The sequence below is a fragment of the Pseudomonas sp. TE24901 genome (assembly GCF_054058375.1).
Window position 1 is genome coordinate 251,949 of the sequence record NZ_JBSSAF010000008.1, and the last position, 26,664, is coordinate 278,612.

Genomic DNA, 26,664 nt, shown 5'->3' on the forward strand with positions numbered 1-26,664 from the left:
GGGTTTAGCGTGGGGTTGGCGTAAGCGGTCAGACCTTGAACTGGTCCATCAGCGCCATCTGCTGAGTCGCCAAGGCATTGAGCTGGCTGCTGATGGCCGCCGACTCGGTGGCCTGGCCGGTGAGGGTTTCGGTGACGGTGCGGATCGCCGAGACGTTGCGGTTGACCTCTTCGGCCACGGCGCTCTGTTGCTCGGCGGCGCTGGCGATCTGCAGGTTCATGTCGCTGATCACCGTCACCGCATCGCTGATCTTGCCCAGGGCCTGCACCGCTTGATGGATCTGCCCGGCATTGCTTTGCGCCTGGCTCTGGCTGGAGTGCATGGTTGCCACCACCCCTCGGGTGCCGGTCTGGATGCGTTCGATCACCAGGCGGATCTCCTCCACGGAGTCTTGGGTACGCTTGGCCAGGTTGCGCACTTCGTCGGCCACCACTGCAAACCCCCGGCCGCTTTCCCCGGCGCGTGCGGCTTCGATGGCGGCATTCAGCGCCAACAGGTTGGTCTGCTCGGCGATGCTGCGGATCACTTCCAGCACCGAACCGATCTGCTCGCTGTTCACGGCCAGGGCTTCAACTTCGCTCACCGCCTTGCTGACTTCTTCGGCCAGGGTGGTGATGTCACGTGTGCTCTGCTCAATGATCGACATGCCTTCACGTGCCGACTGGTCAGCCCCTCGCGCCGCACTGGCGGCATTGGATGCGCTGTTGGCCACGTCGTGGGCGGTGGCGCTCATCTCGTTGGACGCGGTGGCCACTTGGTCGATTTCGCGGAACTGCACCTGCATGCCTTCGCTGGTCTGGCGTGCGATGGCCGAAGACTGGTCGGCGGTACCGCGCGCCTCGGTGATGCTTTGCTTGATCTGCGCGATGGTCGGTTGCAGCTTGTCGAGGAAACGGTTGAACCAGTTGGCCAGTTCGCCCAGTTCATCCTTCTTGGCGTAGGCCAGGCGCTGGGTGAGGTTGCCTTCGCCGCTGGCGATGTTCTTGAGCATGGCCGCCACGTTGTTGATCGGGCGGGTGACGCCGGTTGCGGTCAGCCAGATCAGCAGCAGGCCGAGCAGGGCCGCGGCAGCGCCCACCACCAACGCCTTGAAGGTGGAGGTTGCCTGGGCTTTGTTGAGTACCCCTTGCAACTTGACGGTATCGGCCAGCATCACGCTCTTGGGCAGCTTGATCACGATGCCCCAGGCTTTAGCGTCGGCAATCGGCTTGACCGGGTACACGGCGCGGATGGTGTCGTCCTGTTCACGGATCATCTGGGTGTCACTGGCCAGCAACTGCACGATTTCCTTGCCTTCGGCGCCGATGGTGTCGATCAGGTTCTTGCCGACTTTGTCCGGCTGGCCACTGTACGCCGCGATCAAGCCGGTGCTGGACAAGATCTCCAGGTGCGCCGCACCGTCGAACAGTTGTTTTTGCGCGGCGTCCGTCACCGCTTGCAGGGTGTTGAGGGCGATATCGATCCCCACCACGCCAATCACTTTGCCGTCCACCAGCAAGGGCAGGGCGATGGTGGTCATCAGCATCGACTTGCCGGCCACTTCGTCGGCGTAAGGGTCCAGCAGGCAGACATTGCGGGTGTCCCGTGGGCAGGTGTACCAGATGTTGTAGGGCGTGCCGCTGAGGTTGGGGGTGGTCTTGGTCAGGTCGTCCTCGACCATGATGGTGTTCAGGCCGTCGCCACCGGCACGGCTCCAGTAGCTGGAGAAACGGCCTTTTTCGTTGGAAACGCGTGCCTTGTCGTCAATGAATTCGCTGTCCTTGCCATCCAGGCCATTGGGTTCGAAGGACAACCAGATGCCGAGCACCTTGCTGTTGCGCTCGAACGTGGTCTTGAGGCTCTGGTTGAGTTCTTCACGCAGGGCGCCGGCTTCAAGCCCGCGCTTGGCGGCGGTGATGCGCAAGCCCTTGATCTGGTCCGCCAGGGCGGTGACGACGATCAGGTTTTCACCGAAGGTTTTCTGCAACTGCACCGCCTGTTCGGCGGCCTTGGCTTGCAACAGGTCCTGCACGCTGTGGGTGAGCATCCGCGAGCTGGAATCACTGACCAGTTGGTTGTTCTGGTCGGCCTCGTACAAGTCGACACCCACCACCAGTGTGATCACGCCCAAAAGGCAAAGGCCGGACAGCAACACGATTTTCAAGCGGATTGAGAGGGTATCGAACATAGGTTCACTCGCGTATGGACTTGTTGGAATGCAAGCAGGGCGAGCCAAATCCATTCGGCGCTATGTCCGGAACATCGGCGTAGCGGGAGGTTTCATGAGAAGCAGGCGATGAGCGGTAGGCAAAAGGCTACAGGCAGCGTTATACGGGGGCTGCAAGGCGTTCCGGACGGGACCAGATCCACAGGTTACCCAGGCTCATCCCGGCAATGGCCAGGTACACCGGCCAGCCGTGTTCGAGCATCACCAGCATCAAGACGGCGCAGACCAACATGCTGATGGTGGCGCTGATTTTGGCGCGGCGCGCAATGATCTTGCCGTTGCGCCAGTTGAACAGGATCGGCCCGAACAGCCGGTGGTTTTCCAGCCAGGCGCTCAGGCGCGGCGAGCTTTTGGTAGCGGCCCAGGCAGCGAGCAGGATGAATTCGGTGGTGGGCAAACCCGGGATGACAATCGCCACCAACCCGATGCCCAGGCTGACGTAGGCCAGCAGGCCGAAGAGGATCTGCGCGATTTTCGAGGTGGATTGGGTTTTGCCGGTCATATGTGGGGGTATCACAGAAAATCTATTTGAAATGAGATCTAAATGTGGGAGCGGGCTTGCTCGCGAATGCGGTGTGTCAGCCAATGCATTTTTGTCTGATCCACCGCATTCGCGAGCAAGCCCGCTCCCACAGGGTTATCACATTTCAGCCAAAGATCAGGCGAGTTCAGGGGTGCTAGCGTACGCCTGTTCCAGCAGCACGGTGAAGCGCACGAAGGCGTCGATTGCACCTTTTTCCACGGCCGCTTCTTCTTCGGCACTGAACTCCAGGCCATCGAGGGTGCGGGTGAAGCGCTTCCAGCCTTCAGCACGGCCACCGGCCGGTTCGCCAAGGTGGCGGGCGCCGAAGGTTTCGCTCAGGCCCAGACCCACGGCGCGCTTGATCAGGAACGCAGCGCCCAGCTTGGAGCCTTCGGACACAAACAACCAGCCCAGGGCTTCGGCTTTGCTCGGGTTTTTAACCGCGCCGGCAACGGGGGCCGGTACGTCGGTATCCAGGTCGCCCAGGTCCAGTTTGGCGGCTTCGGCGCGGCAGCGTGCGGCAAGGTCCGGGACAATTTTGATGAGTTCGGCGTCGTTGTACAGGGCTACGAGTTCTGATTGGAACAGGTACTGGGCCACCACGAAGCGGGCGAAGTTGGCCTGGGTTTCAAATGGCGCGTGCGCCTTGACCAGGGCGTCGAGCTTGGTGTGTGGCTCGTTGGTGATCTGGTTCAGGCGCTGGGAGCGCAGGCTTGGGCGTTCTGCGGTAGGGGAAGCGGTCATTGGGAAAGTCCTTGAGAAGAGTAGCGCCTTGTGGCTCTAAAGAGAGCTGTTATCAACTAGACGAACAAGAAGACGCGGCACAGTAAAAAATCCTCACCCCGCCGGTGAAATTCCGGCGGGGTGAGGCGGGTGTTATCAGATGTCCCAGATCAGGTTGATCGCGAAGTTGCGGCCCGGCTGGGTCAGGCGGTCAAGGTTGGCGGGTGCGGTCACGCCAGCTTCACCGACACTGTCGTAGCTGCGCACGTCATCCCAGTTCCAGTACTTCTTGTCGGTCAGGTTGTAGACGCCACCGTTGATGGTCACGTCGTCTGTGACTTTGTAGAAGGCGGTCAGGTCGAGAACGCCGAAGCCCGGCGTCTTGAAGGGCGCGCTGGTGCTGCCATCGGGGGCGTGGAAGGTAGTGCTGTCCACACGGTTCTGCTTTTTCACCAGGGTCCAGCTCAGCAGACCGCCGTAGTTGTCCTGGTCGTAGCCCAGGCCGAACACGCCTTTGAGCGGGTTGACGCTGTTGAGCGGCTCGCCGTTGTCGTCGTTGCGGCCATAGGTGTAGCCGACCGAACCCTGGGTGTAGAGGCCTTGTGGTGCGCCGAACGCATCAAGGTTCAGGCGGCCCTTGGCTTCGATGCCCTTGATGGTGGCGTGCTTGATGTTGTTGGCTTCGAACTGCTGCACGGTGCCGCCGGCGACGGAGGCGTCTTCGTCGATGAAATCGCGGTATTTGTTGTAGAACACGGCGATGTCGAACGAACCTTCGTCGAAGTTGCCGCGAATCCCGGTTTCAATGCCTTTGCTGGTTTCCGGCTTGAGGTTCGGGTTGGGCTCGACGGTGTAGCCCTGGTTCAGGTTTTCGAAACGGCCGTACAGCGCTTTCGCCGAGGGTGTGCGGAACCCTTCGGCGTATTGGCCGAACCAGGTGTAATGGTCGGTCAGCGCGTAGGTCAGGCCGAACTTGGGTGTGACCCGGTGCCAGGTTTTGTCGGCATCGCTATGGTCGTAGATCCGCGTTGGGTCAACGGTGTTGAGGAACTCTTCGGTCAGCTTGGGCTTGAGCTGGGTGTAGTCGTAACGCACGGCCGGCAGGAAGGTCCATTTGTTCCAGGTGATCTGGTCTTGGGCGAACAGAGAATAGGTGTTGATGGTCGGGTCCGGGAAGTCGCTGGCCTTTTTCACGCTGTCGCTGGCCTGTGGGCTCGGTGCGCCAATCGCCGTGCAACCGCCGCCGACGGCCAGGCAGGTCGCGCCGCCTTCGCGGGAACCGGTGACTTTTTGTTGTTTCAGGGTGGTGCCGTAGGTCACCTGGTGATCGGTTTCGCCGATGCTGAAGGCCTTGTCCAACTGCGCGTCGAACACCCACTGTTTTTCTTCATACAGGGTTTCGCGGGTGCGCAATACGCGGCGCGAGGGTTGGTAGATCTCGGCGGTGGTCTGGTCGGTCTTGGCGATCTGGTAGTTGAGGCTGGTCTTGATGTGATCGGCAATCGGCGAGTCGAGGGCAAAGCGGTTTTCAATGGCGAAACGTTCGCGGGTGATGGTGTCGTTACCTGAACGCGCACGATAGAAGTTGAAGCCGCGACCGCCGGTGAACGGGCCGCCCACGGCGTTTTTCAGGTTGACGTCGCGGTCATCCTTGAACTTCTCGTAGGTCAGGCCCAGGCGGTTGTCGTCCCCGTAGTTCCAACCCAGTTTGGCCAGCACGTTGGTGGTGCGCGCATCCTCCGGGTTGGCGCCAGTGCGGGCCAGGCCGGTGGCGTTGTTGCCGTCATAGGATTCCATTTCATGACCGTTGCGCTGGCTCAGGTGCAGCAAGCCGTCGAAGTCCTGCACGCGACCGGCGACGGTGCCGGACGTCAGCCAGCTGTCGTCGGCCGAGCTGTAGCCGGTTTTCAGGCGGGCGCCGTAGTCCTGGCCGGGCTTGATGATGTCATCCGGGTCGAGGGTGAAATAGCTGACGGCGCCGCCGATGGCGCTGCTGCCGTACAGGGCCGAGGCCGGGCCGCGCAGGATTTCCACACGCTTGACGATTTCCGGGTCGACATAGTTGCGACGGGTCTTTGCGTAGGGGCCGTTGAAGAAGTTGTCCGGCACTTCGACGCCGTCGACCTGGGTGAGGATGCGGTCACCGTCGATGCCGCGAATGTTGTAGCCCGCATTGCTGGCGCGGGTACCGGCACCGCCGACCGAGATGTTGGGCTCGTAGCGCACCAGTTCGCGAATGGTGTTCACGTTGTCGCGGTCCAGGTCCTGGCGATCATGCACGGTGACGGTGCTGGGCACGCTGCTCACGTCCTGCTCGGTACGGGTGGCACTGATGGTCACCTGCTGCAGGTTGAGGGCGCTGCCGGCGGCACGCTTTTCCAGCACGATGTTGTTGTTGCCCAGTTTGCGGTAGCTCAGGTTGGTCCCCACCAACAAGCGATCCAGGGCCTTTTCCGGCGACAGCGGGCCGCGCACGCCAGGGGACGACACACCCTGGCCCAGCTCGGCGGGCAGGCCGACTTGCCAGCCGGTCACTGCGGTGAATGCGTTCAATGCCGAGACCAGCGGCTGTTGTTCGATACTGAAGTTGTAGTTGCCGTGGCTGCGCGCGGCCGGTTCGGTGGCCGTGGCGGCCATCACGGGCGTTGCGGCCAGCAGGATGGCGGCGGTCAGCAAGGACAGGACGGGCGAAGAAGACCGGCGATTGAAACAAGAGGACATCGAGAGCGCTCCGGGGGTACGAATCTTATAGTTGCGAACCGAACCAAATAGGAATCAGTTGCATTGGCTAAGACGAGACGTACCACCGACAGCTATCGAGTAAAAATAATTCTCATTTAGTTCAGGATGACCAGCGCGGGGTATTCCGAGAGCTTGGCCGAGGTGATGTGGGCCAAGGAGCGCACCACGTCCAGCGGCTGGTCGAGGCGGTAGTTGCCGGTGACCGCGACACTGGCGAGCTTGTCGTTGTTATTGACGATCCAGCCCGGGTAGTAGCGGCGCAGTTCTGCGAGCACTTCGCTCATCGGGCAGTTTTCGAAAATCAGCCGGCCCTGCACCCATGCCAGGTCTTTGTTGAGGTCGAGCTTGGCCGGTTGGCCGAAGCCTTTGGGGCCGATACGGATGCTTTCACCAGCGCTCAGGCGTACACGGGCATCGTCGAAGGTGTTGCTCAGGTCGACATCGCCGCGCTGTACCTGCACCTGGGCTTCGCCATTGAGGTAGCGCACGGCGAAGGAGGTGTCGCGCACGCTCGCACGCACCGGGCCGGCGTCGATTTCCAGCGGCAGGCCACGGTTGGGCACCACCTCGAAAAACGCCTCGCCCTGATACAGGCGCGCGATGCGCTGGTGATCCTTGATGCTGCTGGAAAAGGCCGAGTTGGTGTTCAGCAGTACTTTGGAGCCATCGTCCAGTTGCAGGCGCTGGCGCTCACCCACCACGGTGAGGTGATCAGCCTGCAGGCGCACGGGCAGGTTGCTGAAGCTGAACAGGCCGATCAGCAGCACGGCGGCGGTGGCCAGGGGTTTCCAGTGCGGTTTGATCCGGCGCCAGGCCGACGGTTTGCGCGGTGCTGCCAGGGCCACGGCGGCGCTGTATACCGGCGCGCCACCCCAGGCGGCCTGGGCCTTGGCGAAAGCGTGAACGTGTGCAGGGTCTTTGGCCAGCCAGGCCTCGAACTCGGCCTGTTGCCCGGGTTGCGGGCATTGCAAGGCGATCAGCCAGTCGAGGGCCTGGTCCATAGCCACGTCTTGCAGCACCTCATGAGCCAGCTCATGGGGGCGCAGTTTATTCGGGTCCGTCACGGTGTTCCTCGGGTCTTCGCCACGTTTTATTCATCTTTCCTACAGCCTGGATCGACCTATCTGTCGGGTGAAGCTTAAGGCTGATCCAGCCGTTCGGCCACACCTACACAGATGGCCATGATCAATTTCAGTTCCTTTTGCACCGTGCTCAAGGACACGTCGAGCTGATCGGCAATCTCCTGATAGCTGCAGCCGTGCAGGCGACTGAGGATAAAGATCTGCTGCTGGCGGGCGCTCAACTGGCCGAGGCTGACGCTCAGGTGCTCAAGCAATTGCTCGGCCTGGGTGGCGTCTTCCGGGGTGCTGGTGGGGGCGGCGACGCTTTGCAGGATGTCCAGCGGCACATCTTCCTGCAGGGTGCGAGCCTGGATCCTGCGCGAACGCAGGTGATCCAGCGCCAGGTTGCGCGCGGTTTGATAGACGAAAGGTTCAAGGTGATCGATGGGCCGCTCGCTCAGGGCCCGGGTGACGCGCAGGTAGGTTTCCTGCAACAGGTCCTCGGCGGTGCTGTGGTTGTTCACCATCCGCTGCAAGGTGCGTAGCAGAATCACCCGTTGGGTGAGAAAGACTTGGTTGAAGCGAGATTGGCTCACAGTGATACCAGACCGATTTGCAGTGAATGATAATGCTTATCATCAACTCAAATGGCAAGTGGCACTTTGAACGGATTTGCGCAGGACAAAGGTGGGAGCGGGCTTGCTCGCGAATGCATCACCTCGGTATTCAGACGAACCGAGGTGCCTGTATTCGCGAGCAAGCCCGCTCCCACACAAGCCTGCCCTACGGGATTATTCTGCGTTGCACAGCGCCAGGCAGTTATCCAGCATGCGGTTGGAGAAGCCCCACTCGTTGTCGTACCAGGCGAGCACTTTCAGCAACTTGCCGCTGACCTTGGTGTGATTGGCATCGAAAATCGACGACAGCGGGTTGTGGTTGAAGTCGCTCGAAACCAGCGGCAGGGTGTTGTAGCCGAGGATCTTCGAATGCTGGCTGGCTTCCTTGAGCAGTGCGTTGACTTCTTCGGCCGTGGCGTCTTTTTTCAGGGTGACGGTGAGGTCCACCAGCGACACGTTGATCACCGGTACACGCACGGCCATGCCGGTCAGCTTGCCGGCCAGTTCCGGCAGCACCAGGCCCACGGCTTCGGCGGCGCCGGTCTTGCTCGGGATCATGTTCTGGGTGGCCGAACGCGCACGGTACGGGTCGGTGTGGTAGACGTCGGTCAGGTTCTGGTCGTTGGTGTAGGCGTGAATGGTGGTCATCAGGCCGCTTTCGATGCCCAGCTCACGGTGCAGCACCTGCGCCACGGGCGCCAGGCAGTTGGTGGTGCACGACGCGTTGGAGATGATCTGGTGGGATTGACGCAGAATGTCATGGTTAACCCCATAAACCACGGTGGCATCAGCGCCCTTGGCAGGTGCGGAGATGATCACCTTGCGCGCACCAGCGGTAATATGGGCGGCAGCTTTGTCACGGTCGGTGAACAGGCCGGTGCATTCGAACACCACGTCGATCTTGTGCGCCGCCCAGGGCAGTTCGGCCGGGTTGCGAATGGCGCTGACGGCGATCCGGTCACCGTTGACGGTCAGGCTTTCCTGATCGTGGGCGACCTCTGCTTCGAAAGTGCCATGCACGGTGTCGTACTTGAGCAGGTGGGCATTGATTGCGCTGTCACCCAAATCATTGATGGCGACGATCTGCAAATCCTGACGGTAGCCTTGGGTATACAGTGCGCGCAGGACATTACGGCCGATACGGCCAAAACCATTGATTGCGATACGAAGAGTCATTGGAAAGTGCCTGTCGTCGATTTGTTGTAAGAATTACAAGATTATTCGCATAAAAATAGAAAACAAGCCTTTTTAGTGGCAATATTTTGTTCAATCTACAACGAGTGACCTGAATCAACTGGTCCGATTGGTCAAGTAACACCCTGCCAACCTCTTCACGGCGGGCGTTTGACCAGCATAGACACTCAGGTCGCCACATCCGTTAGCCTGGAGTTCTACACATGCATCCCCGCGTCCTTGAGGTCACCGAACGGCTCATCGCCCGCAGCCGCGCCACCCGCGAGGCCTACCTTGCGCTCATTCGCGGCGCTGCCAGCGACGGTCCGATGCGCGGTAAGCTGCAATGCGCCAACTTTGCCCACGGCGTGGCCGGTTGCGGCACCGAAGATAAAAATAGCCTGCGCATGATGAATGCCGCCAACGTGGCAATTGTTTCGTCATATAACGACATGCTCTCGGCGCACCAGCCCTACGAACATTTCCCTGAACAGATCAAGAAAGCCCTGCGCGAAGTCGGCTCGGTCGGCCAGTTCGCCGGCGGCACCCCCGCCATGTGCGACGGCGTGACCCAGGGCGAGCCCGGTATGGAGCTGAGCCTGCTCAGCCGTGAGGTCATCGCCATGTCCACGGCGGTAGCGCTGTCCCACAACATGTTCGACGCGGCGCTGATGCTGGGCATCTGCGACAAGATCGTGCCGGGCCTGATGATGGGCGCGCTGCGTTACGGTCACCTGCCGATGATCTTCGTACCGGGCGGCCCGATGCCGTCGGGTATCTCCAACAAGCAGAAAGCCGACGTGCGCCAGCGCTACGCCGAAGGCAAGGCCACCCGCGAAGAACTGCTGGAATCGGAGATGAAGTCCTACCACAGCCCGGGCACCTGCACCTTCTACGGCACCGCCAACACCAACCAGTTGCTGATGGAAGTGATGGGCCTGCACTTGCCGGGCGCCTCGTTCGTCAACCCCTACACGCCGCTGCGTGACGCGCTGACCCGTGAAGCCGCGCACCAGGTCACGCGACTGACCAAGGCCAATGGCAACTTCACGCCGATCGGCGAGATCGTTGACGAGAAGTCCATCGTCAACTCCATCGTCGCCCTCAACGCCACCGGCGGTTCCACCAACCACACCCTGCATATGCCGGCCATCGCCATGTCGGCGGGCATCATCCTCACCTGGCAGGACATGGCCGACCTCTCCGAGGTGGTGCCGACCCTGTCCCACGTGTATCCAAACGGCAAGGCCGACATCAACCACTTCCAGGCAGCGGGCGGCATGTCGTTCCTGATCCGCGAACTGCTCGAAGCCGGCCTGCTCCACGAAGACGTCAACACCGTGGCCGGCAAGGGTTTGAGCCGCTACACCCAGGAGCCGTTCCTGGTGGACGGCGAACTGATCTGGCGCGACGGCCCTATCGAAAGCCTCGACGAAACCATCCTGCGCCCCGTGGCCCGTGCGTTCTCGCCAGAAGGCGGCTTGCGTGTAATGGAGGGCAACCTCGGCCGTGGCGTGATGAAAGTCTCGGCGGTAGCCCTTGAACACCAAGTCGTCGAAGCGCCTGCGGTAGTGTTCCAGGACCAGCAGGACCTGGCCGATGCGTTCAAGGCTGGCCAGTTGGAAAAAGATTTCGTCGCGGTGATGCGCTTCCAGGGCCCGCGCTCCAACGGCATGCCTGAACTGCACAAGATGACCCCGTTCCTCGGCGTGTTGCAGGACCGTGGTTTCAAAGTGGCCCTCGTAACTGACGGGCGTATGTCCGGCGCCTCGGGTAAGATCCCCGCCGCGATTCACGTCAATCCCGAAGCCCAGAGCGGCGGGCCGCTGGCGCGGGTGCAAGATGGCGATATCATTCGCGTCGATGGCGTTACCGGCACCTTGGAGCTTAAGGTGGACGCCGAAGAATTTGCAGCGCGCACGCCTGCCACGGGCCTGTTGGGCAATAACGTGGGGGCCGGTCGCGAGCTGTTTGCATTTATGCGCTTGGCCGCAAGCTCCGCAGAGCAGGGCGCCAGCGCCTTTACCGCTGCCTTGGAGACGCTTAAGTGAAGCTTGCGCTGGTCGGTGATATCGGGGGCACCAACGCCCGTTTTGCGTTGTGGCGGGACCAGGAACTGCATTCGATCCGCGTGCATGCCACGGCGGATCACCAAAGCCCTGAGGAGGCCATCAAGGTCTACCTCAAGGAAGAAGGCCTGGAAATCGGGGACATCGGTGCGGTGTGCCTGTCAGTCGCCGGGCCGGTGAGCGGGGATGAATTTAAATTCACCAACAATCACTGGCGCCTGAGCAAGACTGCGTTTTGCAAAACCCTGCAGGTGGATGAGCTGCTGCTGGTCAACGACTTCTCGGCCATGGCCCTGGGCATGACCCGCCTCAAGCCGGACGAATTCCGCGTGGTCTGCGAAGGCACGCCGGAACCGTTGCGCCCAGCGGTGGTGATCGGCCCGGGCACCGGCCTGGGCGTCGGCACCCTGTTGGATTTGGGTGGCGGCCGTTGGGCAGCGTTGCCGGGGGAGGGCGGCCATGTCGACCTGCCCTTGAGCAGCCCGCGTGAAACCCAGCTGTGGCAACACATCTACACTGAAATCGGCCACGTCAGCGCCGAGACCGCCTTGAGTGGTGGCGGGTTGCCGCGTGTGTACCGTGCGATTTGCGCGGTCGACGGCCATACGCCGGTGCTCGATACGCCTGAAGCCATTACTGCAGCGGGCCTGGCGGGCGACCCGGTGGCGATGGAAGTGTTGAACCAGTTCAGCATCTGGCTGGGCCGGGTGGCCGGTAACAACGTGCTGACCACCGGTGGACGCGGTGGTGTGTATATCGTGGGCGGGGTGATACCCAGGTTTGCCGACTTCTTTATCAACAGCGGTTTTGCCAAGAGTTTCGGCGACAAGGGCTGCATGAGTGACTACTTCAAAGGCATTCCGGTGTGGTTGGTGACCGCGCCGTATTCCGGGTTGACCGGGGCTGGCGTGGCGCTCGAACAGGCATTTGCATAGTTGGTTATGGCCTCTTCGCGAGCAAGCCCGCTCCCACATTCGATCGCGTTCCAACTTGGGAATGCAGGCAAATATGGGAGCGGGCTTGCTCGCGAAGGGGGCCTCAAGGGCAACAAATGACTTAAGCTTGGCCATAACAACAAGGAGGACCCCGTGAGCGTAATCAGTAAATCGATTCTCCTCGTCGACGACGACCAGGAAATCCGCGAATTGCTGCAAACCTACCTCAGTCGCGCCGGTTTCCAGGTGCGTGGGGTGCCGGACGGTGCGGGGTTCCGTCAGGCGATGAACGAGGCGCCCTGCGACCTGGTCATCCTTGATGTGATGTTGCCGGACGAAGACGGTTTCAGCCTTTGCCGCTGGATCCGCCAGCACCCGCGCCAGGCGCAGGTGCCGATCATCATGCTCACCGCCAGTTCCGACGAGACCGACCGCGTGATCGGCCTGGAGCTGGGCGCCGACGACTACATCGGCAAGCCGTTCAGCCCCCGTGAATTGCAGGCACGCATCAAGGCGTTGCTGCGCCGTGCCCAGTTTGGCCAGGAGCGCAGTGGCGCGGGCGATGTATTGGTCTTTGACGAATGGCGCCTGGACATGATCAGCCATCGCCTGTTCCACGTGGATGGCGAAGAGGTGATTCTCTCGGGCGCCGACTTTGCCCTGCTCAAATTGTTTCTCGACCACCCCCAACAGATTCTCGACCGCGACACCATCGGCAACGCCACCCGGGGCCGCGACCTGATGCCGCTGGACCGTATCGTCGACATGGCCGTCAGCCGCTTGCGCCAGCGCCTGCGCGATACCGAAAAACCTCCGCGACTGATCCGTACCGTGCGCGGCAGCGGTTACCAACTGGCAGCCAGCGTGGTTGCCGGCAATGCCCACTGAACATTTGACCGAACGCCGCCGTCGCTTCCCGGTGCCGCGTTCGCTGCTGGGGCGGATGCTGCTGCTGACGTTGCTGGCGGTGTTGTTTGCCCAAGCGCTGTCGAGCGTGATCTGGGTCTCGCAATTGCGCGCTACCCAGCTCGAAGGCCTGGTCACCAGCGCCCGTAGCCTGGCGCATTCGATGACGGCCAGCGTAAGTTACTTCCGTTCGTTGCCGGTGGCCTATCGTCCGTTGGTCCTGGACCAATTGCGTAGCATGGGCGGTACCCGTTTTGTGGTGACCCTCAACGATCGCCCCCTGGACATGGCCATCCTGCCCCAGACCCCGCGCAAGCAAGCGGTGCTGCAGACGGTGGATGAAGTGCTGCGCCAGACCCTGGGCGCCGACGTGCATATCTCGGTGGAATTCGTCAGCGCCGAAGACCTGCGTATCTTCAACGCCGGCTTGAAGCTCGATGAGTTGCCACGCTCATGGGCGCATTACGCGCTGACCCTCGAACCGGTCAACCCGCCGGTGCTGGTCACCCAGATCCAACTCGCTCCTGGCGAATGGCTGTATATCGCCTCGCTGCTGCCCGAGCCCTACACCAGCCTTGAAGAGCAAGGCCTGCCGTCCCAGCAAGTGTGGTTCATCGTGCTCACCAGCGGTTTTCTGCTGCTGTTCATCGGCCTGCTGGTGCATTGGCAGAGCCGGCCCCTCAAGCGTCTGGCGCGGGCCGCGCGGGACATGTCCCTGGGCGCCGATGTAGAACCGGTGGCCGAAGGCGGCGGCAGTGAAGTGGTGGAAGTGGGGCGGGCTTTCAATGCCATGCGCGAGCGGATCAGCCGTTACCTCACCGAGCGCAGCCAGTTGTTCAGCGCCATTTCCCACGACTTGCGCACACCGATTACTCGCCTCCGCTTGCGTGTAGAACTGCTGGAAGACGAGAACCTGCAAACCAAGTTCGGTCGCGACCTGGATGAGCTGGAGCTACTGGTGAAGGGCGCCCTGCAATGCGTGAAAGACACCGACATCCACGAGAACATCGAGCCCGTGGACCTCAACCACGTCCTCGATTGCCTGGTGGAACCCTACCTCGCCCCCAACGGCAACGGCCGGATCACCCAGGACGGTCGCGCACTGGCGCCGTACCCGGGCAAGCCGCTGGCGCTCAAACGCTGTATCGGCAACCTGATCGACAACGCCTTGAAGTACGGGCAGAACGCGCACCTGCACATCGAGGACGATGGTGCGGAATTTATCCTGCACGTCGATGACGAAGGCCCGGGTGTGCCGGAGCAGCGCCTGGAGCAAGTCTTCGAACCGCACTTCCGCCTCGCCGGCCAGCAGCAGGGCTACGGCCTGGGCCTTGGGATTGCGCGCAACATTGCCCATAGCCACGGGGGGGAAGTGAGTTTGCAGAATTTGCGTGAGGGTGGATTGCGCGTCACCTTGCAGCTCCCCCGTACCCTCGACTGAATACACCGCATCCCTTGTAGGAGCCCGGCTTGCCGGCGATGGCGTTCTCAAGGGCCCCATCGCAGGCAAGCCAGCTCCCACATTTTGATTGGTGGGGTGTCAGACGCTTTGGCGCATCCGGGCCAGGTCGCGCAAGGGTGGCGCACCGAACAACCGGCTGTACTCCCGGCTGAACTGCGACGGGCTTTCATAACCTACCCGATACCCCGCTGCCGACGCCTCTAGCCCTTCGGCAATCATCAACCGCCGAGCCTCCTGCAAGCGCAGTTGCTTCTGGTATTGCAGCGGGCTCATGGCGGTGATCGCCTTGAAGCGGTGGTGCAAGGTCGAGACGCTGAGGTTCACTTCCTTGGCCAGGTCGTCGATGCGCAGCGGTTGTTCGTAGTTGCCGTTCAGCCAGGTGATCGCCTGGCTGACGCGATGGCTCTGGCTGTTGGTCACGGCGATCTCATACAGCCGATAGCCCTGCGGGCCCCGCAATAAACGGTAGAGGATTTCGCGGTTGATCAGCGGCGCCAGCATGGCGATGTCTTTGGGGGTATCCAGCAGTCGCGCCAGGCGCAACACGGCGTCGAGCAACTGGGTATCGATGCGGTCGACGTACATGCCACGGGAAGTCGGGCGCGAAGGCACGCCCATCGGCCCGGCTTCGGCAATCAGCGCGGTGAGCTGCGCCGGGTCGATGTTGATACGCACCGACAGGTTGGGGTCTTCCGGTGTGGCGTCGATGATCCGCCCGGCCACCGGCATCGCGACAGAAAATACCAGGTAGTTGAGTGGGTCGTAGGCAAAGATTTCGTCGGCCAGGCGCACTTCCTTGCTGCCGCTGGCCAGGATGCACAAGGCCGGTTCCACCAGCACCGGCATGAAGTCGCGCGGTGTGTTGTGGCGGTTCAGGTACAGCGAGGTGATCGCTGTCCCGTAGGAGCCATCTTCCCAGGTGTGCCGGTGCACGATGGCGGCCAGCTCGGCGCGCTGTTTTTCCATCTCGGCATCGAGGGGCATGGGCTTATGTTCCGGCGACGACATGGGGCGTCCTCTACAGGCTGCTTTGATGGGGTCAGCTTAGCGGCGGCTTTTCAAAAAGTGTTAGGTCGATTCTGCACAATCCTTGCCTGATCCTGCGGCACATCGTGAATCAGGCAAGCACAGGGCCTGTCATCTCCTTGAAACACTGAACATAGGCCTGGAATAAACTCCGGGTGGCAAACGTCCTCCCTACGCTTCTCGCAGGATTGTGCAATAAGCCTGCAGGAATTGACTAACTGCGCCGACACCCGCGCCGTTATCTTTGATCCTGTGGCAACACGCCCTCACAGTGTTTGCCGAGCATCACTTCTCAACGGGAGAGTCGAACATGTCCACCCCCATTCCCGCGAGCCATATGGCCTTTATCCGTGCCCGTACCGGGTGCAGCACCGAACTCGGTGCACGCTTGAGCAGTTTGATCGAACCGGGCCGTCAGGCTCAGGGTTGCCTGCAATTTTCGTTGCAGCATTCCCAGGTCGACCCCGATGTCTGGCTGGTCTCGGGGTTCTGGAGCAGCGAGCAGGCCATGAGCGCCTACTTCAACTCGCCAGCCCTGATGATCTTTACCGAGCTGTTGAACGACATGGTGGTCCGCAGCATGGACTTCCAGACCTTCACCGATGCATCCGCTGCACACGCCTACGGCGAGTACCTGCAACTCGCCGGCTGAAGGTCTAGAATGGCCGACTTTCCATTGGCCAGGACCTGCAACATGGCACGTAAACAATTTGCCCATCACGAAGCCGTCTCCGCCGTAGTGCCGGGAGAAGGTGGCTACAGCGCCGCCGTCGCCGTCAAGGCACTGGATGGCATGGGCGCACCGCAGTTTCACAAGATCCTTGATGGACAGAAGTTCAAGACCGCTTCCGATGCCGATGATGCGGCGACGGTGCAGCTTGAGCGGCTGGTTGATGTGGATGAAGAAGGTCAGTTGACCTGGGCAACTTCCACTAACTGAAGCCGAACACTTTTTACTACCCAACAAAGAGCAAATGTGGGAGCCGGGCTTGCCCGCGATGAGGGCAGGTCAGCCGACTCATCGGGTGGCTGACACTCCGCCATCGCGGGCAAGTCGAATCGTCGCACCGCCGCCCCACACTGTTCAGTTGTGTTTGTTAGAAAGTGATCAGTCAGCGCGGGCGGTGCATTTTGAACAGGGCCTCCGGCCCCAGCTGGAAGTAATCCGCCGGCCCGCCGCCGCGCAAGATCGGCTCGGCGGCGGCGGTGTCGTAGATGCCGTCCTTGAGCAACCACTTAGCAATGTGCACGGCAACTACTTCACCCAGCACCAGCCAGCTCGGCACCGGCGCTTTGTCCGCGCGTTGCAGCTGGATGATCTGCGTCACCTTGCATTCGAACGACACCGGGCTTTCGCCCACCCGTGGCACCTTGATGATTTTCGAGGCGACTGGCGTCAGCCCGGACAATTCGAACTCGTTCACCTCTGGCGAAACCGCCGCACAACTCTGGTTCATCTGCTCGGCCAACGGGCGCGTGGCCAGGTTCCACACAAACTCGCCGGTCTGTTCGATGTTGTTCAGGCTGTCTTTGCGCCCGACACTGGAAAACCCGATGATCGGCGGAATGTAGTTGAACGCATTGAAGAAACTGTAGGGCGCCAGGTTCAGGCGGCCCTCGCTGTCCTGTGATGAAATCCAGCCAATGGGCCGTGGGCCGACGATGGCATTGAACGGGTCATGGGGCAGGCCATGGCCGTTGGCAGGTTCGTAGAAGTGGATATCGTCAGGCATGGCCGGGGTTCCTGCTAATGGGATCGGTGAGGTGGCCATACTGCAAGCCGTGGCGATGAATTTCCACCGGCCCTATGGAATTTTCATTCCTCGGCCACCTATTTTTCACAGCGCCACGTTCAGTCTGCGCCCAGGTCGACACCCCCTCTATAAGTCGGCCCATTGAAAGACTGAGCTTTGGAGCCTTCTACCCGATGAACAAACTTCCTCAGATCACCCTGGCGTTCTGGGTCATGAAAATCTGCGCGACGACCCTGGGCGAAACGGCCGGGGACTTGCTGTCGATGACCCTGAATGTGGGGTACGCCATCAGTTCGATGATCTTGATCAGCGTGTTTCTGGTCACCCTGGTGACGCAACTCTGGTCCAAGGCCTACAACCCGGTGCTGTACTGGGTCGTGATTTTGTCCACCAGCACGGCGGGCACCACGATGTCGGACTTCATGGACCGCACCCTCGGCCTGGGCTATGCCACGGGCTCGATGATCCTGATTGTGATCCTGATGATCATCTTCGCCTTGTGGCATGTCAGCGGCGACTCGCTGAACGTGAACAAGGTGCAGAGCTTTCGCGGGGAGCTGTTCTACTGGATGGCGATTCTGTTTTCCAACACCCTGGGTACCGCATTGGGCGACTTCCTGGCTGACGACTCGGGGCTTGGTTTCGCCGGTGGCGCCTTGCTGATTGGTTCCGCCATTGCGGCGGTGGTGGCACTCAAGTACTTCACCCGGATCTCGTCGGTGCTGTTGTTCTGGGTGGCGTTTGTACTGACCCGACCGTTTGGCGCGACCTTGGGTGACTTCCTCACCAAACCCCATGAACAGGGCGGGCTGGATTTCGGCACGATTGGTTCGTCGACGGTGTTGGCGGCGGTGCTGGTGGTGATGATTGCGGGGGCGTCGTATGCGCAGCGGCGGTATGGGCGTGACCGCATTAGCCAGGCGACACAAAACTAAAATGTGGGAGCGGGCTTGCCCGCGATTGCGGTGGATCAGTCTCTAAATTCGTTGACTGGCTCACCGCTATCGCAGGCAAGCCAGCTCCCACATTTTTTACCGTGTTAAACCTTTAGTCGGTGGTGATGCGCGAATGCTTGCGGGTGTCTTTCATGGTCGCGTAAACCGCCAGCGAGATGGCAATACACGCCGTGACATACCAGTAGTACCCAGTCTCCATGCCGATGCTCTTGAACCACAGCGCGATGTATTCAGCCGTACCGCCGAAGATCGACACGGTCAGTGCATACGGCAGGCCCACGCCCAGGGCGCGGATTTCAGTAGGGAACAGCTCGGCCTTCACCACCGCGTTGATCGAGGTGTAGCCGCTGACGATGATCAGCGCCGCCATGATCAGGAAGAACGCGCCCCACCAGGTCTGGATGGTGTGCAGGGTGGTGAGGATCGGCACGGTGAACAGGGTGCCGAGGACGCCGAAGGCGATCAGGATCGGGCGACGACCAACCTTGTCCGACAGCCCGCCGATGATCGGTTGCAGGCACATGAACAGGAACAGCGTGGCGGCCGAGATGGTGGTGGAGTCGGAGATGCTCATGCCGACCGTGTTCACCAGGTATTTCTGCATGTAGGTGGTGTAGGTGTAGAAAGCCAGGGTGCCGCCCATGGTCAGGCCGACCACGGTCATCAGTTCCTTGGGGTGACGCATCAAGGTGCGCATGGCGCTTTCCTTGGCTTTTTCCTTCTTGGTGAACGACTCGGTTTCTTCCATGCCGCGACGCAGGTACAACGCGACTACCGCGCACAGGGCGCCGATGGCGAACGGGATACGCCAGCCCCAGGCGTACAGCTGTTCGGTGGTGAGGAACTGCTGCAGCACGATCAGCACGCCCAGCGCGATGAGCTGGCCGGAGATCAGGGTCACGTACTGGAAGCTGGAGTAGAAACCACGGCGTTCCTTGGTCGCCATCTCGCTGAGGTAAGTGGCGGAGGTGCCGTATTCGCCACCCACCGACAGGCCCTGCAGCAAACGGGCAAACACCAGCAGGATCGGAGCACCGATGCCGATGATTTCATAGCCCGGGCTCAGGGCGATCAGCAGCGAGCCGAAGCACATCAGGTAGACCGAGGCCATCAAGGCTTTTTTACGCCCGACTTTGTCAGCGTAAAGGCCCATCAGCCAGCCACCGATCGGGCGCATCAGGAAGCCGACGGCGAAGATCGCGGCGGTGTTGAGCAGTTGGGCGGTGGTGTCGCCCTTGGGGAAGAAGGTCTTGGCGAAGTACAGCGAGAACGCGGCGTACACGTACCAGTCGTACCACTCGACCATGTTGCCGACGGAACCACTGAAGATCGATTTGATGCGGCTTGAGGTAGTGCGCTCTTTCGTCGGCGCGGCCGCCGACCCCAGAGGCAGGGCGTTGGAGTTATCCATTGAAGGATCCTTCATCTAGTTGTTTTTATGGAGCGTGCCTGGGCACAGCCTGGTTCGGGCTATAGCAGGAGCTGTGCCAGGTAGATGAAGGCCCGGCCTAGAAGGGTTGGCGGGATTTTTTGAGCGGAAAGTCGCTGATAAATTTTGGGTGATGAGCGGAAATCCGCTTATGGCTGCCGGCCTCATCGCAGGCAAGCCAGCTCCCACATGGGAATGTGTTCACAGATCAAACTGTGGGAGCGGGCTTGCCCGCGATGGCGGCCTGAAGATCGCTAGAGAAACATCTCCCGCACCAACCCATGCCGCTGCATCTTCTCATTGAACGTACGGCGCGGCAGTTGCAGCTCCGCCAACACCGCCTTGATATCACCTTTGTGTCGCATCAGCGCCGCCTTCAGGCAGTGTGCTTCAAAGGCCTCCTGCTGCGCCGCCAGGGACTGCCCGGCCTCGATGCCCTCCGGCTCCGGATCACCCAGGCCCAGCACCTGGCGCTCGGCGACGTTGGCCAGCTCACGCACATTACCCGGCCAGTCATGGCTGAGCAGGCGTCCCAGCTGTGCGCCGCTCAACGGCTCAACGCTGCGCCCCAGGCGCTCGGCAGCACTTCGGGCGAAGTGGTCGAACAACAGCGGGATATCTTCACGACGCTCACGCAAGGGCGGCAAACGCAGTTGCGCGACGTTCAGCCGGTAGGCTAAGTCTTCGCGGAAACGTCCGGCGCGGGCCTCTTCCAGCAGGTCCGGCTTGGTGGCGGCGATGATGCGCAGGTCCACAGGGATACTCTGGTTGGAGCCCAGCCGTTCCAGCTTCTGTTCTTGCAGCACCCGCAGCAGCTTGACCTGCTGGGCCAGGGGCATGCTTTCGATTTCGTCCAGGAACAGCGTGCCGCCATGGGCATATTCCAGCTTTCCGATGCGCTTGCCCTGGGCGCCGGTGAACGCGCCGCTTTCGTGGCCGAACAGTTCGGCCTCAAACAGTTGCTCAGGGATCGCGGCGCAGTTGAGTGCCACGAACGGCTTCTTCGCCCGAGGCCCGAAATCATGCAGGCAACGGGCGACCAGTTCCTTGCCGCTGCCGGTCTCGCCACGGATCAGCACGTTGACCGGCAAACTCGCCAGGTCGAGCACCTGGCGCCGCAGGTTCTGCAACCCACGGGACACGCCGAGCAGGCTGGATTCCAGTTGCGCCTTGGCATCGGCCTGCTGATGCAGGCGCCGGTTTTCCAAGATCAGCCCGCGCTTGTCCAATGCCCGGCGCAGGCTATTGAGCAACGCGTCCGGGCTGAAGGGCTTTTCCAGGAAGTCATAGGCACCCTCGCGCATGGCTTCGACCGCCATTGGCACGTCGCCATGGCCGGTGAGCAGGATCACCGGCAGGTCGGCGTCGCGGCGCTGCACTTCGGCCAGCAGTTCCAGGCCGCTCAGACCCGGCATGCGCACGTCGCTCAGGATCACGCCGGCAAAGTCCTTGGGCAGTTGCGCCAGGCACTCCTCGGCGCGGCTGAACAACTGCACTTCAAAACCGGACAGGCTCAACCATTGCTCGACGGCCGTGCGGATGCTGGCTTCGTCATCGACCACAATCACCGCGTTCAACATAGGTCGGGGGTCTCCAGCGCGATGGGCAAGGTCAGGGTGAACACGGCGCCATCCCCTCGGTTGCCGGCGATCAGGCGTCCACCCAATTCATGCACGATAGCGTACGACACGGCCAACCCAAGGCCCAGTCCGTCGCCCACCGGCTTGGTGGTGAAGAAGGGGTCGAACACGCTGTTGAGGTGTTCCTCGGCTATCCCGCCGCCGCTGTCGCTGACGGTCAGTTGCCACAGTTGCTGGTCAGCCTGCAGGCGGATTTCCAGGCGCTTACGCGGTTTGTCGGCCATCGCATCAAGGGCGTTGCGCAACAGGTTGATCAGCACCTGCTCCAGGCGGATTGCATCACCACGGACCCAGGCTGGGCGGGTCAGGTCGAGCACCACGCCGATGCCTTCATCACGCAGGCGTGCATCGAGCAGATGCAGGGACTGGTCGACCACCAACGCCAAATCCAGTCGTTCGCGCAGGCCGCTCGGGCTTTTACGGGCAAACGTCTTGAGGTGGCCGGTGAGGGCGGCCATGCGGGTGAGCATTTCATCCAGTGGGGTCAGCGCCGTGTAGGCGTCGTCCACGCGGCCGTGGTCCAGCAACAGGCGCAAGGTGGCCAGCTGCATGCGCTGGGCCGTCAGCGGTTGATTGATTTCATGGGCAAGGGCGGCGGACATCTGCCCCAGTGCCGCCAGCTTGGCCGATTGCACCAGGCCGTCCTGGGCGGTGCGCAAGGCTTGGGTGCGCTCTTCCACCAATCGTTCCAGCTCTTCACGGCTGCGCTGGCGCAAACGGGCCAGGCGCCAGCGCTGGGTAAGGAACAGCACGAGGAACACCAGGGCCAGCCAGGAACCGGCGGCGGCGAGGCCGGCGTTGCGCTGGTCTTCAAAGGCAAACTGCGGTTTACGCAGCAGGTGCAACGTCCAGCCCTCGGCCTTCAACGGCAGGGATTCCCAGATGTAATTGGCGCTGCCGTCGGGGCCGTTGACGCGCATCAGGTGGCTGTTGTCGTCGAAGCGTTGCAGAGGCTGGCTTTCCAGCGGCTGCAGGTGTTTTTTATCGTACTGACGGGTGGCCTTGAGCTCCGCCAGGTCCTGCTCCGACAGCGGGCGCAGGTTGCGGTAGCGCCAGCCCGGTTGGTTGGCGATGAACACAATGCCCCGCGCGTCGCTGACCAGCAGCAGGTCATTGCCTTGTGCCCATTCGCGTTCCAGCTCGGGAAACTCCAGCTTCACCACCATCGCACCGAGGAACTGCTCGTGCTCATCCACCACCGCACTGGAGAGGAAATAGCCGGGTATGCCCGTGGTCACGCCCACGGCATAAAAGCGCCCGGTGCCCTGACTCAGGGTCTGGCTGAAGTAGGGCCGAAACGCATAGTTGTGCCCGACGTAACTGCTCGGCAGGTTCCAGTTGCTGGCGGCCACGGCCAGGCCGGTGCGGTCCATCAACTCCAGGGTGGAGGATTGGGCGGCGCCGTTGATGCGCTCCAGTTTGCGGTTGAGCAGGTCCTGGGTGCTGGCATCCAGCGGGCCTTTCAAGGCGCGGATCATTTCCGAGTCCAGCGCCAGCACGGCGGGCAGGGCGCGGTAGCGTTCGATCAGGGTGTGCAGGGAGTTGGCGTACAGCGCCAGCTGCTGATTGGCGCGGGCGGCATCGTCCACCAGGGCCTGGCGTTCGGCGTGGCGTGTGGCCAGGGCAGCGGCCAGCACCGCGCCGGCAATGATCAGCAGCGAATAGAAGGTCAGGCGCAGCGGGCGAGGGATCACGATCATACGGTGAGGGGCAGGCACAGTAAGGGGTGAGCACCATACCATGCGCCACGAGGTCTGTAGTGAGCGGGCTGTTGTGGGAGCGGGCTTGCTCGCGAAAACGGTATATCAGCAGACTCATTCAGTGACTGACACACCGCATTCGCGAGCAAGCCCGCTCCCACAGTTGGTCGCACTCGGCCTGACAAAAGTGTCAGCCATAAAAAAGGCGACTGGGCCGTGGAGCCGCAGTCGCCTTCATTCAAACGGTCAGGTGCTTACTGCACTTCTACCGCCAGGCTTTCACTGATCTTTTTCTGCCAGATCGCAGGACCGGTGATGTGCACCGACTCACCCTTGCTATCAACTGCAACGGTCACCGGCATGTCTTTTACGTCGAACTCGTAGATCGCTTCCATACCCAGTTCGGCGAAGGCGACAACGCGCGACTTCTTGATGGCTTGCGCCACCAGGTAAGCAGCGCCGCCCACGGCCATCAGGTACACGGCCTTGTGGTCCTTGATCGCTTCGATTGCGGTCGGGCCGCGCTCGGACTTGCCGATCATGCCCAGCAGGCCGGTTTGCTCAAGGATCTGACGGGTGAACTTGTCCATCCGCGTTGCGGTGGTCGGACCCGCCGGGCCCACCACTTCTTCGCGCACTGGATCAACCGGGCCGACGTAGTAGATGAAGCGACCTTTGAGGTCCACCGGCAGGGTTTCGCCCTTGTTCAGCATCTCGACCATGCGCTTGTGCGCAGCGTCGCGACCGGTGAGCATTTTGCCGTTGAGCAATACGGTTTCACCTGGCTGCCAGCTCTGCACTTCTTCCGGGGTCAGGGTGTCGAGGTTGACACGGCGGGCCGATGGGCCGGCTTCCCAGACGATTTCCGGGTAGGCGTCCAGCGGTGGTGCTTCCAGCGACGCCGGGCCCGAACCGTCGAGCACGAAGTGTGCGTGACGGGTGGCGGCGCAGTTGGGGATCATGCACACCGGCAGGGAGGCGGCGTGGGTCGGGTAGTCCATGATCTTTACGTCGAGCACGGTGGTCAGGCCACCCAGGCCCTGGGCGCCGATGCCCAGTTGGTTGACCTTCTCGAACAGCTCCAGGCGCATCTCTTCGATACGGTTCTGCGGACCACGGGCTTTCAGCTCGTGGATGTCGATGGACTCCATCAACACTTCCTTGGCCATCACCGCGGCTTTCTCGGCGGTGCCGCCGATGCCGATGCCCAGCATGCCCGGTGGGCACCAGCCAGCGCCCATGGTCGGAACGGTCTTCAATACCCAGTCGACGATCGAGTCGGACGGGTTGAGCATGGCCATTTTCGACTTATTCTCGGAACCGCCGCCCTTGGCTGCCACGTCCACTTCCACGGTGTTACCCGGGACGATGGAGTAATGGATCACCGCCGGGGTGTTGTCCTTGGTGTTCTTACGCGCGCCTGCCGGGTCGGCCAGGATGGATGCACGCAGGACGTTTTCCGGCAGGTTGTAGGCGCGACGCACGCCTTCGTTGATCATGTCGTCCAGGCCCATGGTGGCGCCGTCCCAACGCACGTCCATGCCCACGCGCACGAACACGGTGACGATACCGGTGTCCTGGCAGATCGGGCGATGGCCGGTGGCGCACATGCGCGAGTTGATCAGGATCTGGGCGATGGAGTCACGGGCCGCTGGCGATTCTTCGCGCAGGTAGGCTTCGTGCATGGCCTGGATGAAATCAACGGGGTGGTAGTAGGAAATGAATTGCAGGGCGTCGGCAACGCTCTGAATCAGGTCGTCTTGCTTGATCACGGTCATGAGTCGCGCTCCTCTATAAGGGAACATTCAATAAAGGTGGCTTCAGTGTTGCATCGGTCGGCTAAAGCCACCTTTCCAAGGCACGCCAAAATGATGCAGGCGCGACGCTAAAAAGGCGCGGCAGTATAACCCGGCTCGGTGGCCGATACACCCGACTATGGTCAAACTGTCGCAGGCATGATTCCCTGTGCGCATCCCCTGTGTCTGAGACCTTTATATGCCTGAACTGCACGTCGGCGAACGCCACTGGTCGGTCGCCCCCGGCAGCAACCTGCTGGATGCGCTGAACCAGGCGGGTGTGGCCGTGCCCTACAGTTGCCGCGCCGGCAGTTGCCACACTTGCCTGGTGCGTTGCCGGGGCGAGGTCGAGGACAAGCAACCCGAGGCCTTGAGCCCCACGCAGCGCCAGGACGACTGGCGCCTGGCGTGCCAGTGCCAGGTCCTGGGGGATGTGCACGTCGAAACCTTTGACCCCCAGCGCGATGGCCTGCCCGCGCACGTGGTGGGTGCCGACTGGCTGAACCCGACGGTGCTGCGCCTGCGCCTGCAGCCGGAGCACGGCCTGCGGTATCGCGCCGGCCAGCACTTGGTGTTGTGGGCGGGGCAGGTGGCGCGGCCATATTCCCTGGCGAGCCTGCCCCAGGAAGAGGCGTTCCTGGAGTTTCATCTGGATTGCCGCCAACCCGGCGAATTCAGCGACCTGGCCCGTCAACTGCAGGTGGGAGACCCTCTGCGCCTGGGCGAACTGCGCGGCGGTGCATTGCACTACGACCCGGACTGGCATACGCGGCCGCTGTGGCTGCTGGCTTCTGGTACCGGCCTGGGGCCTTTGTGGGGCGTGTTGCGTGAGGCGTTGCGCCAGGATCACCAGGGCGCGATTCGCCTGATTCACCTGGCCCATGATGTCAACGGACATTACCTTGCCGAAGCCCTGGCGCAGCTGGCCGCGCAGCACCCGAACCTGACAGTGGAGCTGTGGACCGCGGCCGAGGCGACCCAGGCATTGGCGCAACTGCGGCTTGTTTCGCGGCAAACTCTGGCTTTACTCTGCGGGCACCCTGGCAATGTCGAGGCGTTCTCCAAGCGCCTGTTCCTGGCGGGGCTGCCGCGTAATCAACTGCTGGCCGACGTGTTCCTGCCCCGTGGTTGAGCGCTGAATTCCACTGTCGCGAGACTCACCATGACCGACGCCATCCTGCAACAACGCGAGCGCGGGCTGCTGACCTTGCAGCTCAATCGCCCCGACAAGAAAAACGCCCTGACCCGCGCCATGTACACGCAACTGGCCGAAGCCCTCGAAGGCGCTGACGCGGATGCCGACATCCGCTGCGTGCTGATCCAGGGCAGCAGTGAGTGCTTTACCGCCGGCAATGACATCGGCGATTTCCTCGAGCAGCCGCCCAGCGACCTCGACAGCCCGCCGTTTCACTTCATGAAGAGCCTGCTCAACTGCCGAAAGCCGGTGATCGCTGCGGTGGCAGGCGTGGCGGTGGGAATCGGCACGACGCTGTTGCTGCATTGCGACCTGGTCTATATCAGTCGCGATGCGCGCCTGCGCATGCCGTTCGTCAACCTGGGCCTGTGCCCGGAGTTTGGTTCGAGCCTGATCCTGCCGCGCTTGTTGGGGCACGCGAAGGCGGCTGAATTGTTGCTGTTGGGCGAGGGGTTTACAGGCGAACAGGCGGCTGCGTGGGGCATTGCCACCGAGGCGTTGGGTAGCGGCGACGCGGCGTTGGTCAAGGCGCGGGAAATGGCCGAGCGGTTTGAAACCCTGGCACCGGGAGCGGTGCAAGTGACCAAACAGCTGATGAAGAGCGTCGACCGCGAACAGCTGCGGCAGGTGATCGAGGAGGAGGGCGCCCTGTTTACCCAGCGCTTGAAGTCGCCGGAGGCGATTGAGGCGTTGTCGGCGTTTATTACCAAGCGCTGATCAAAATGTGGGAGCGGGCTTGCTCGCGAATGCG

General features: G+C 61.8%; 22 protein-coding genes and 1 pseudogene. 9 read left to right on the forward strand and 14 right to left on the reverse strand.

The features are described from left to right. Positions 1–28: 28 nt before the first annotated feature. From ACVWVP_RS18115 to gap, 8 genes and pseudogenes are all read right to left on the reverse strand, one after another. Complete coding sequence (locus ACVWVP_RS18115) at positions 29–784, reverse strand: methyl-accepting chemotaxis protein (RefSeq protein ID WP_372339914.1); 756 nt, start codon at positions 782–784, stop codon at positions 29–31. A 102-nt stretch (positions 785–886) separates the two neighbouring features. Next, a pseudogene (locus tag ACVWVP_RS18120) lies at positions 887–2,221 on the reverse strand (PDC sensor domain-containing protein); the annotation flags it as partial. Between the two features lie 85 nt (positions 2,222–2,306). Beyond that, positions 2,307–2,708, reverse strand: a complete 402-nt coding sequence (locus ACVWVP_RS18125; RefSeq protein ID WP_176994357.1) for a YbaN family protein — start codon at positions 2,706–2,708, stop codon at positions 2,307–2,309. A gap of 156 nt (positions 2,709–2,864) precedes the next feature. Then, positions 2,865–3,473, reverse strand: coding sequence for a biliverdin-producing heme oxygenase (locus ACVWVP_RS18130; RefSeq protein WP_457407502.1), 609 nt, complete (start codon positions 3,471–3,473; stop codon positions 2,865–2,867). A gap of 135 nt (positions 3,474–3,608) precedes the next feature. Then, positions 3,609–6,173 (reverse strand): TonB-dependent receptor, encoded by a 2,565-nt coding sequence (locus ACVWVP_RS18135; RefSeq protein WP_178921717.1) that lies wholly within the window; start codon positions 6,171–6,173, stop codon positions 3,609–3,611. Positions 6,174–6,289: 116 nt separating this feature from the next. Continuing rightward, positions 6,290–7,258, reverse strand: coding sequence for a FecR family protein (locus ACVWVP_RS18140; RefSeq protein ID WP_259174664.1), 969 nt, complete (start codon positions 7,256–7,258; stop codon positions 6,290–6,292). A gap of 74 nt (positions 7,259–7,332) precedes the next feature. Continuing rightward, positions 7,333–7,851, reverse strand: a complete 519-nt coding sequence (locus ACVWVP_RS18145) for an RNA polymerase sigma factor (protein WP_259174663.1) — start codon at positions 7,849–7,851, stop codon at positions 7,333–7,335. Positions 7,852–8,046: 195 nt separating this feature from the next. Beyond that, complete coding sequence (gap, locus tag ACVWVP_RS18150; protein WP_176994352.1) at positions 8,047–9,048, reverse strand: type I glyceraldehyde-3-phosphate dehydrogenase; 1,002 nt, start codon at positions 9,046–9,048, stop codon at positions 8,047–8,049. Between the two features lie 221 nt (positions 9,049–9,269). On the opposite strand from gap, the gene edd reads away from it, so the two are divergent. The 4 genes from edd to ACVWVP_RS18170 all read left to right on the forward strand — a co-directional run bounded on the left by edd (position 9,270) and on the right by ACVWVP_RS18170 (position 14,396). Next, positions 9,270–11,096 carry a phosphogluconate dehydratase gene (gene edd / locus ACVWVP_RS18155; RefSeq protein WP_178921722.1) on the forward strand — a complete coding sequence of 609 codons (1,827 nt, stop codon included), beginning with the start codon at positions 9,270–9,272 and terminating at the stop codon, positions 11,094–11,096. Further along, the gene (locus ACVWVP_RS18160; protein WP_178921724.1) at positions 11,093–12,049 is read left to right on the forward strand and encodes a glucokinase; all 957 of its coding nucleotides are present in this window, start codon (positions 11,093–11,095) and stop codon (positions 12,047–12,049) included. The genes edd and ACVWVP_RS18160 overlap by 4 nt, the downstream gene beginning before the upstream one ends. Positions 12,050–12,202: 153 nt before the next feature. After that, positions 12,203–12,937 carry a response regulator gene (locus ACVWVP_RS18165; RefSeq protein ID WP_176994349.1) on the forward strand — a complete coding sequence of 245 codons (735 nt, stop codon included), beginning with the start codon at positions 12,203–12,205 and terminating at the stop codon, positions 12,935–12,937. Positions 12,938–12,968: 31 nt separating this feature from the next. Then, positions 12,969–14,396, forward strand: coding sequence for an ATP-binding protein (locus ACVWVP_RS18170; protein ID WP_372339915.1), 1,428 nt, complete (start codon positions 12,969–12,971; stop codon positions 14,394–14,396). 99 nt (positions 14,397–14,495) lie between these two features. On the opposite strand, the gene ACVWVP_RS18175 is transcribed toward ACVWVP_RS18170, so the two are convergent. Further along, on the reverse strand, positions 14,496–15,425 hold the full coding sequence (locus tag ACVWVP_RS18175) for an AraC family transcriptional regulator (RefSeq protein WP_178921728.1): 930 nt from the start codon (positions 15,423–15,425) through the stop codon (positions 14,496–14,498). 328 nt (positions 15,426–15,753) lie between these two features. Here ACVWVP_RS18175 and ACVWVP_RS18180 point away from each other — a divergent pair, with 328 nt between their 5' ends. After that, on the forward strand, positions 15,754–16,095 hold the full coding sequence (locus ACVWVP_RS18180; RefSeq protein WP_016975490.1) for an antibiotic biosynthesis monooxygenase family protein: 342 nt from the start codon (positions 15,754–15,756) through the stop codon (positions 16,093–16,095). Positions 16,096–16,104: 9 nt separating this feature from the next. Continuing rightward, the gene (locus tag ACVWVP_RS18185) at positions 16,105–16,383 is read left to right on the forward strand and encodes a hypothetical protein (RefSeq protein WP_178921730.1); all 279 of its coding nucleotides are present in this window, start codon (positions 16,105–16,107) and stop codon (positions 16,381–16,383) included. Between the two features lie 172 nt (positions 16,384–16,555). On the opposite strand, the gene ACVWVP_RS18190 is transcribed toward ACVWVP_RS18185, so the two are convergent. After that, positions 16,556–17,176, reverse strand: a complete 621-nt coding sequence (locus ACVWVP_RS18190; RefSeq protein WP_178921732.1) for a flavin reductase family protein — start codon at positions 17,174–17,176, stop codon at positions 16,556–16,558. A gap of 194 nt (positions 17,177–17,370) precedes the next feature. Here ACVWVP_RS18190 and ACVWVP_RS18195 point away from each other — a divergent pair, with 194 nt between their 5' ends. After that, positions 17,371–18,132, forward strand: a complete 762-nt coding sequence (locus tag ACVWVP_RS18195; RefSeq protein ID WP_457407505.1) for a COG4705 family protein — start codon at positions 17,371–17,373, stop codon at positions 18,130–18,132. 112 nt (positions 18,133–18,244) lie between these two features. On the opposite strand, the gene ACVWVP_RS18200 is transcribed toward ACVWVP_RS18195, so the two are convergent. The 4 genes from ACVWVP_RS18200 to ACVWVP_RS18215 all read right to left on the reverse strand — a co-directional run bounded on the left by ACVWVP_RS18200 (position 18,245) and on the right by ACVWVP_RS18215 (position 24,700). Continuing rightward, the gene (locus tag ACVWVP_RS18200) at positions 18,245–19,564 is read right to left on the reverse strand and encodes an MFS transporter (RefSeq protein WP_178921737.1); all 1,320 of its coding nucleotides are present in this window, start codon (positions 19,562–19,564) and stop codon (positions 18,245–18,247) included. A gap of 272 nt (positions 19,565–19,836) precedes the next feature. Continuing rightward, positions 19,837–21,162, reverse strand: a complete 1,326-nt coding sequence (locus ACVWVP_RS18205) for a sigma-54-dependent transcriptional regulator (RefSeq protein ID WP_178921739.1) — start codon at positions 21,160–21,162, stop codon at positions 19,837–19,839. Continuing rightward, positions 21,156–22,922, reverse strand: coding sequence for an ATP-binding protein (locus ACVWVP_RS18210; RefSeq protein ID WP_178921741.1), 1,767 nt, complete (start codon positions 22,920–22,922; stop codon positions 21,156–21,158). The genes ACVWVP_RS18205 and ACVWVP_RS18210 overlap by 7 nt, the downstream gene beginning before the upstream one ends. A gap of 254 nt (positions 22,923–23,176) precedes the next feature. Beyond that, positions 23,177–24,700 carry a fumarate hydratase gene (locus ACVWVP_RS18215; RefSeq protein WP_176994341.1) on the reverse strand — a complete coding sequence of 508 codons (1,524 nt, stop codon included), beginning with the start codon at positions 24,698–24,700 and terminating at the stop codon, positions 23,177–23,179. 217 nt (positions 24,701–24,917) lie between these two features. Between ACVWVP_RS18215 and ACVWVP_RS18220 the strand changes: the two genes are divergently transcribed. Both ACVWVP_RS18220 and ACVWVP_RS18225 read left to right on the forward strand, forming a co-directional pair. After that, a complete protein-coding gene (locus ACVWVP_RS18220; RefSeq protein ID WP_457407506.1) occupies positions 24,918–25,850 on the forward strand; it encodes an iron-sulfur-binding ferredoxin reductase in 933 nt (310 codons plus the stop codon). A gap of 30 nt (positions 25,851–25,880) precedes the next feature. Beyond that, positions 25,881–26,630, forward strand: coding sequence for an enoyl-CoA hydratase-related protein (locus ACVWVP_RS18225; protein WP_457407507.1), 750 nt, complete (start codon positions 25,881–25,883; stop codon positions 26,628–26,630). The last annotated feature ends 34 nt before the right edge of the window (positions 26,631–26,664 follow it).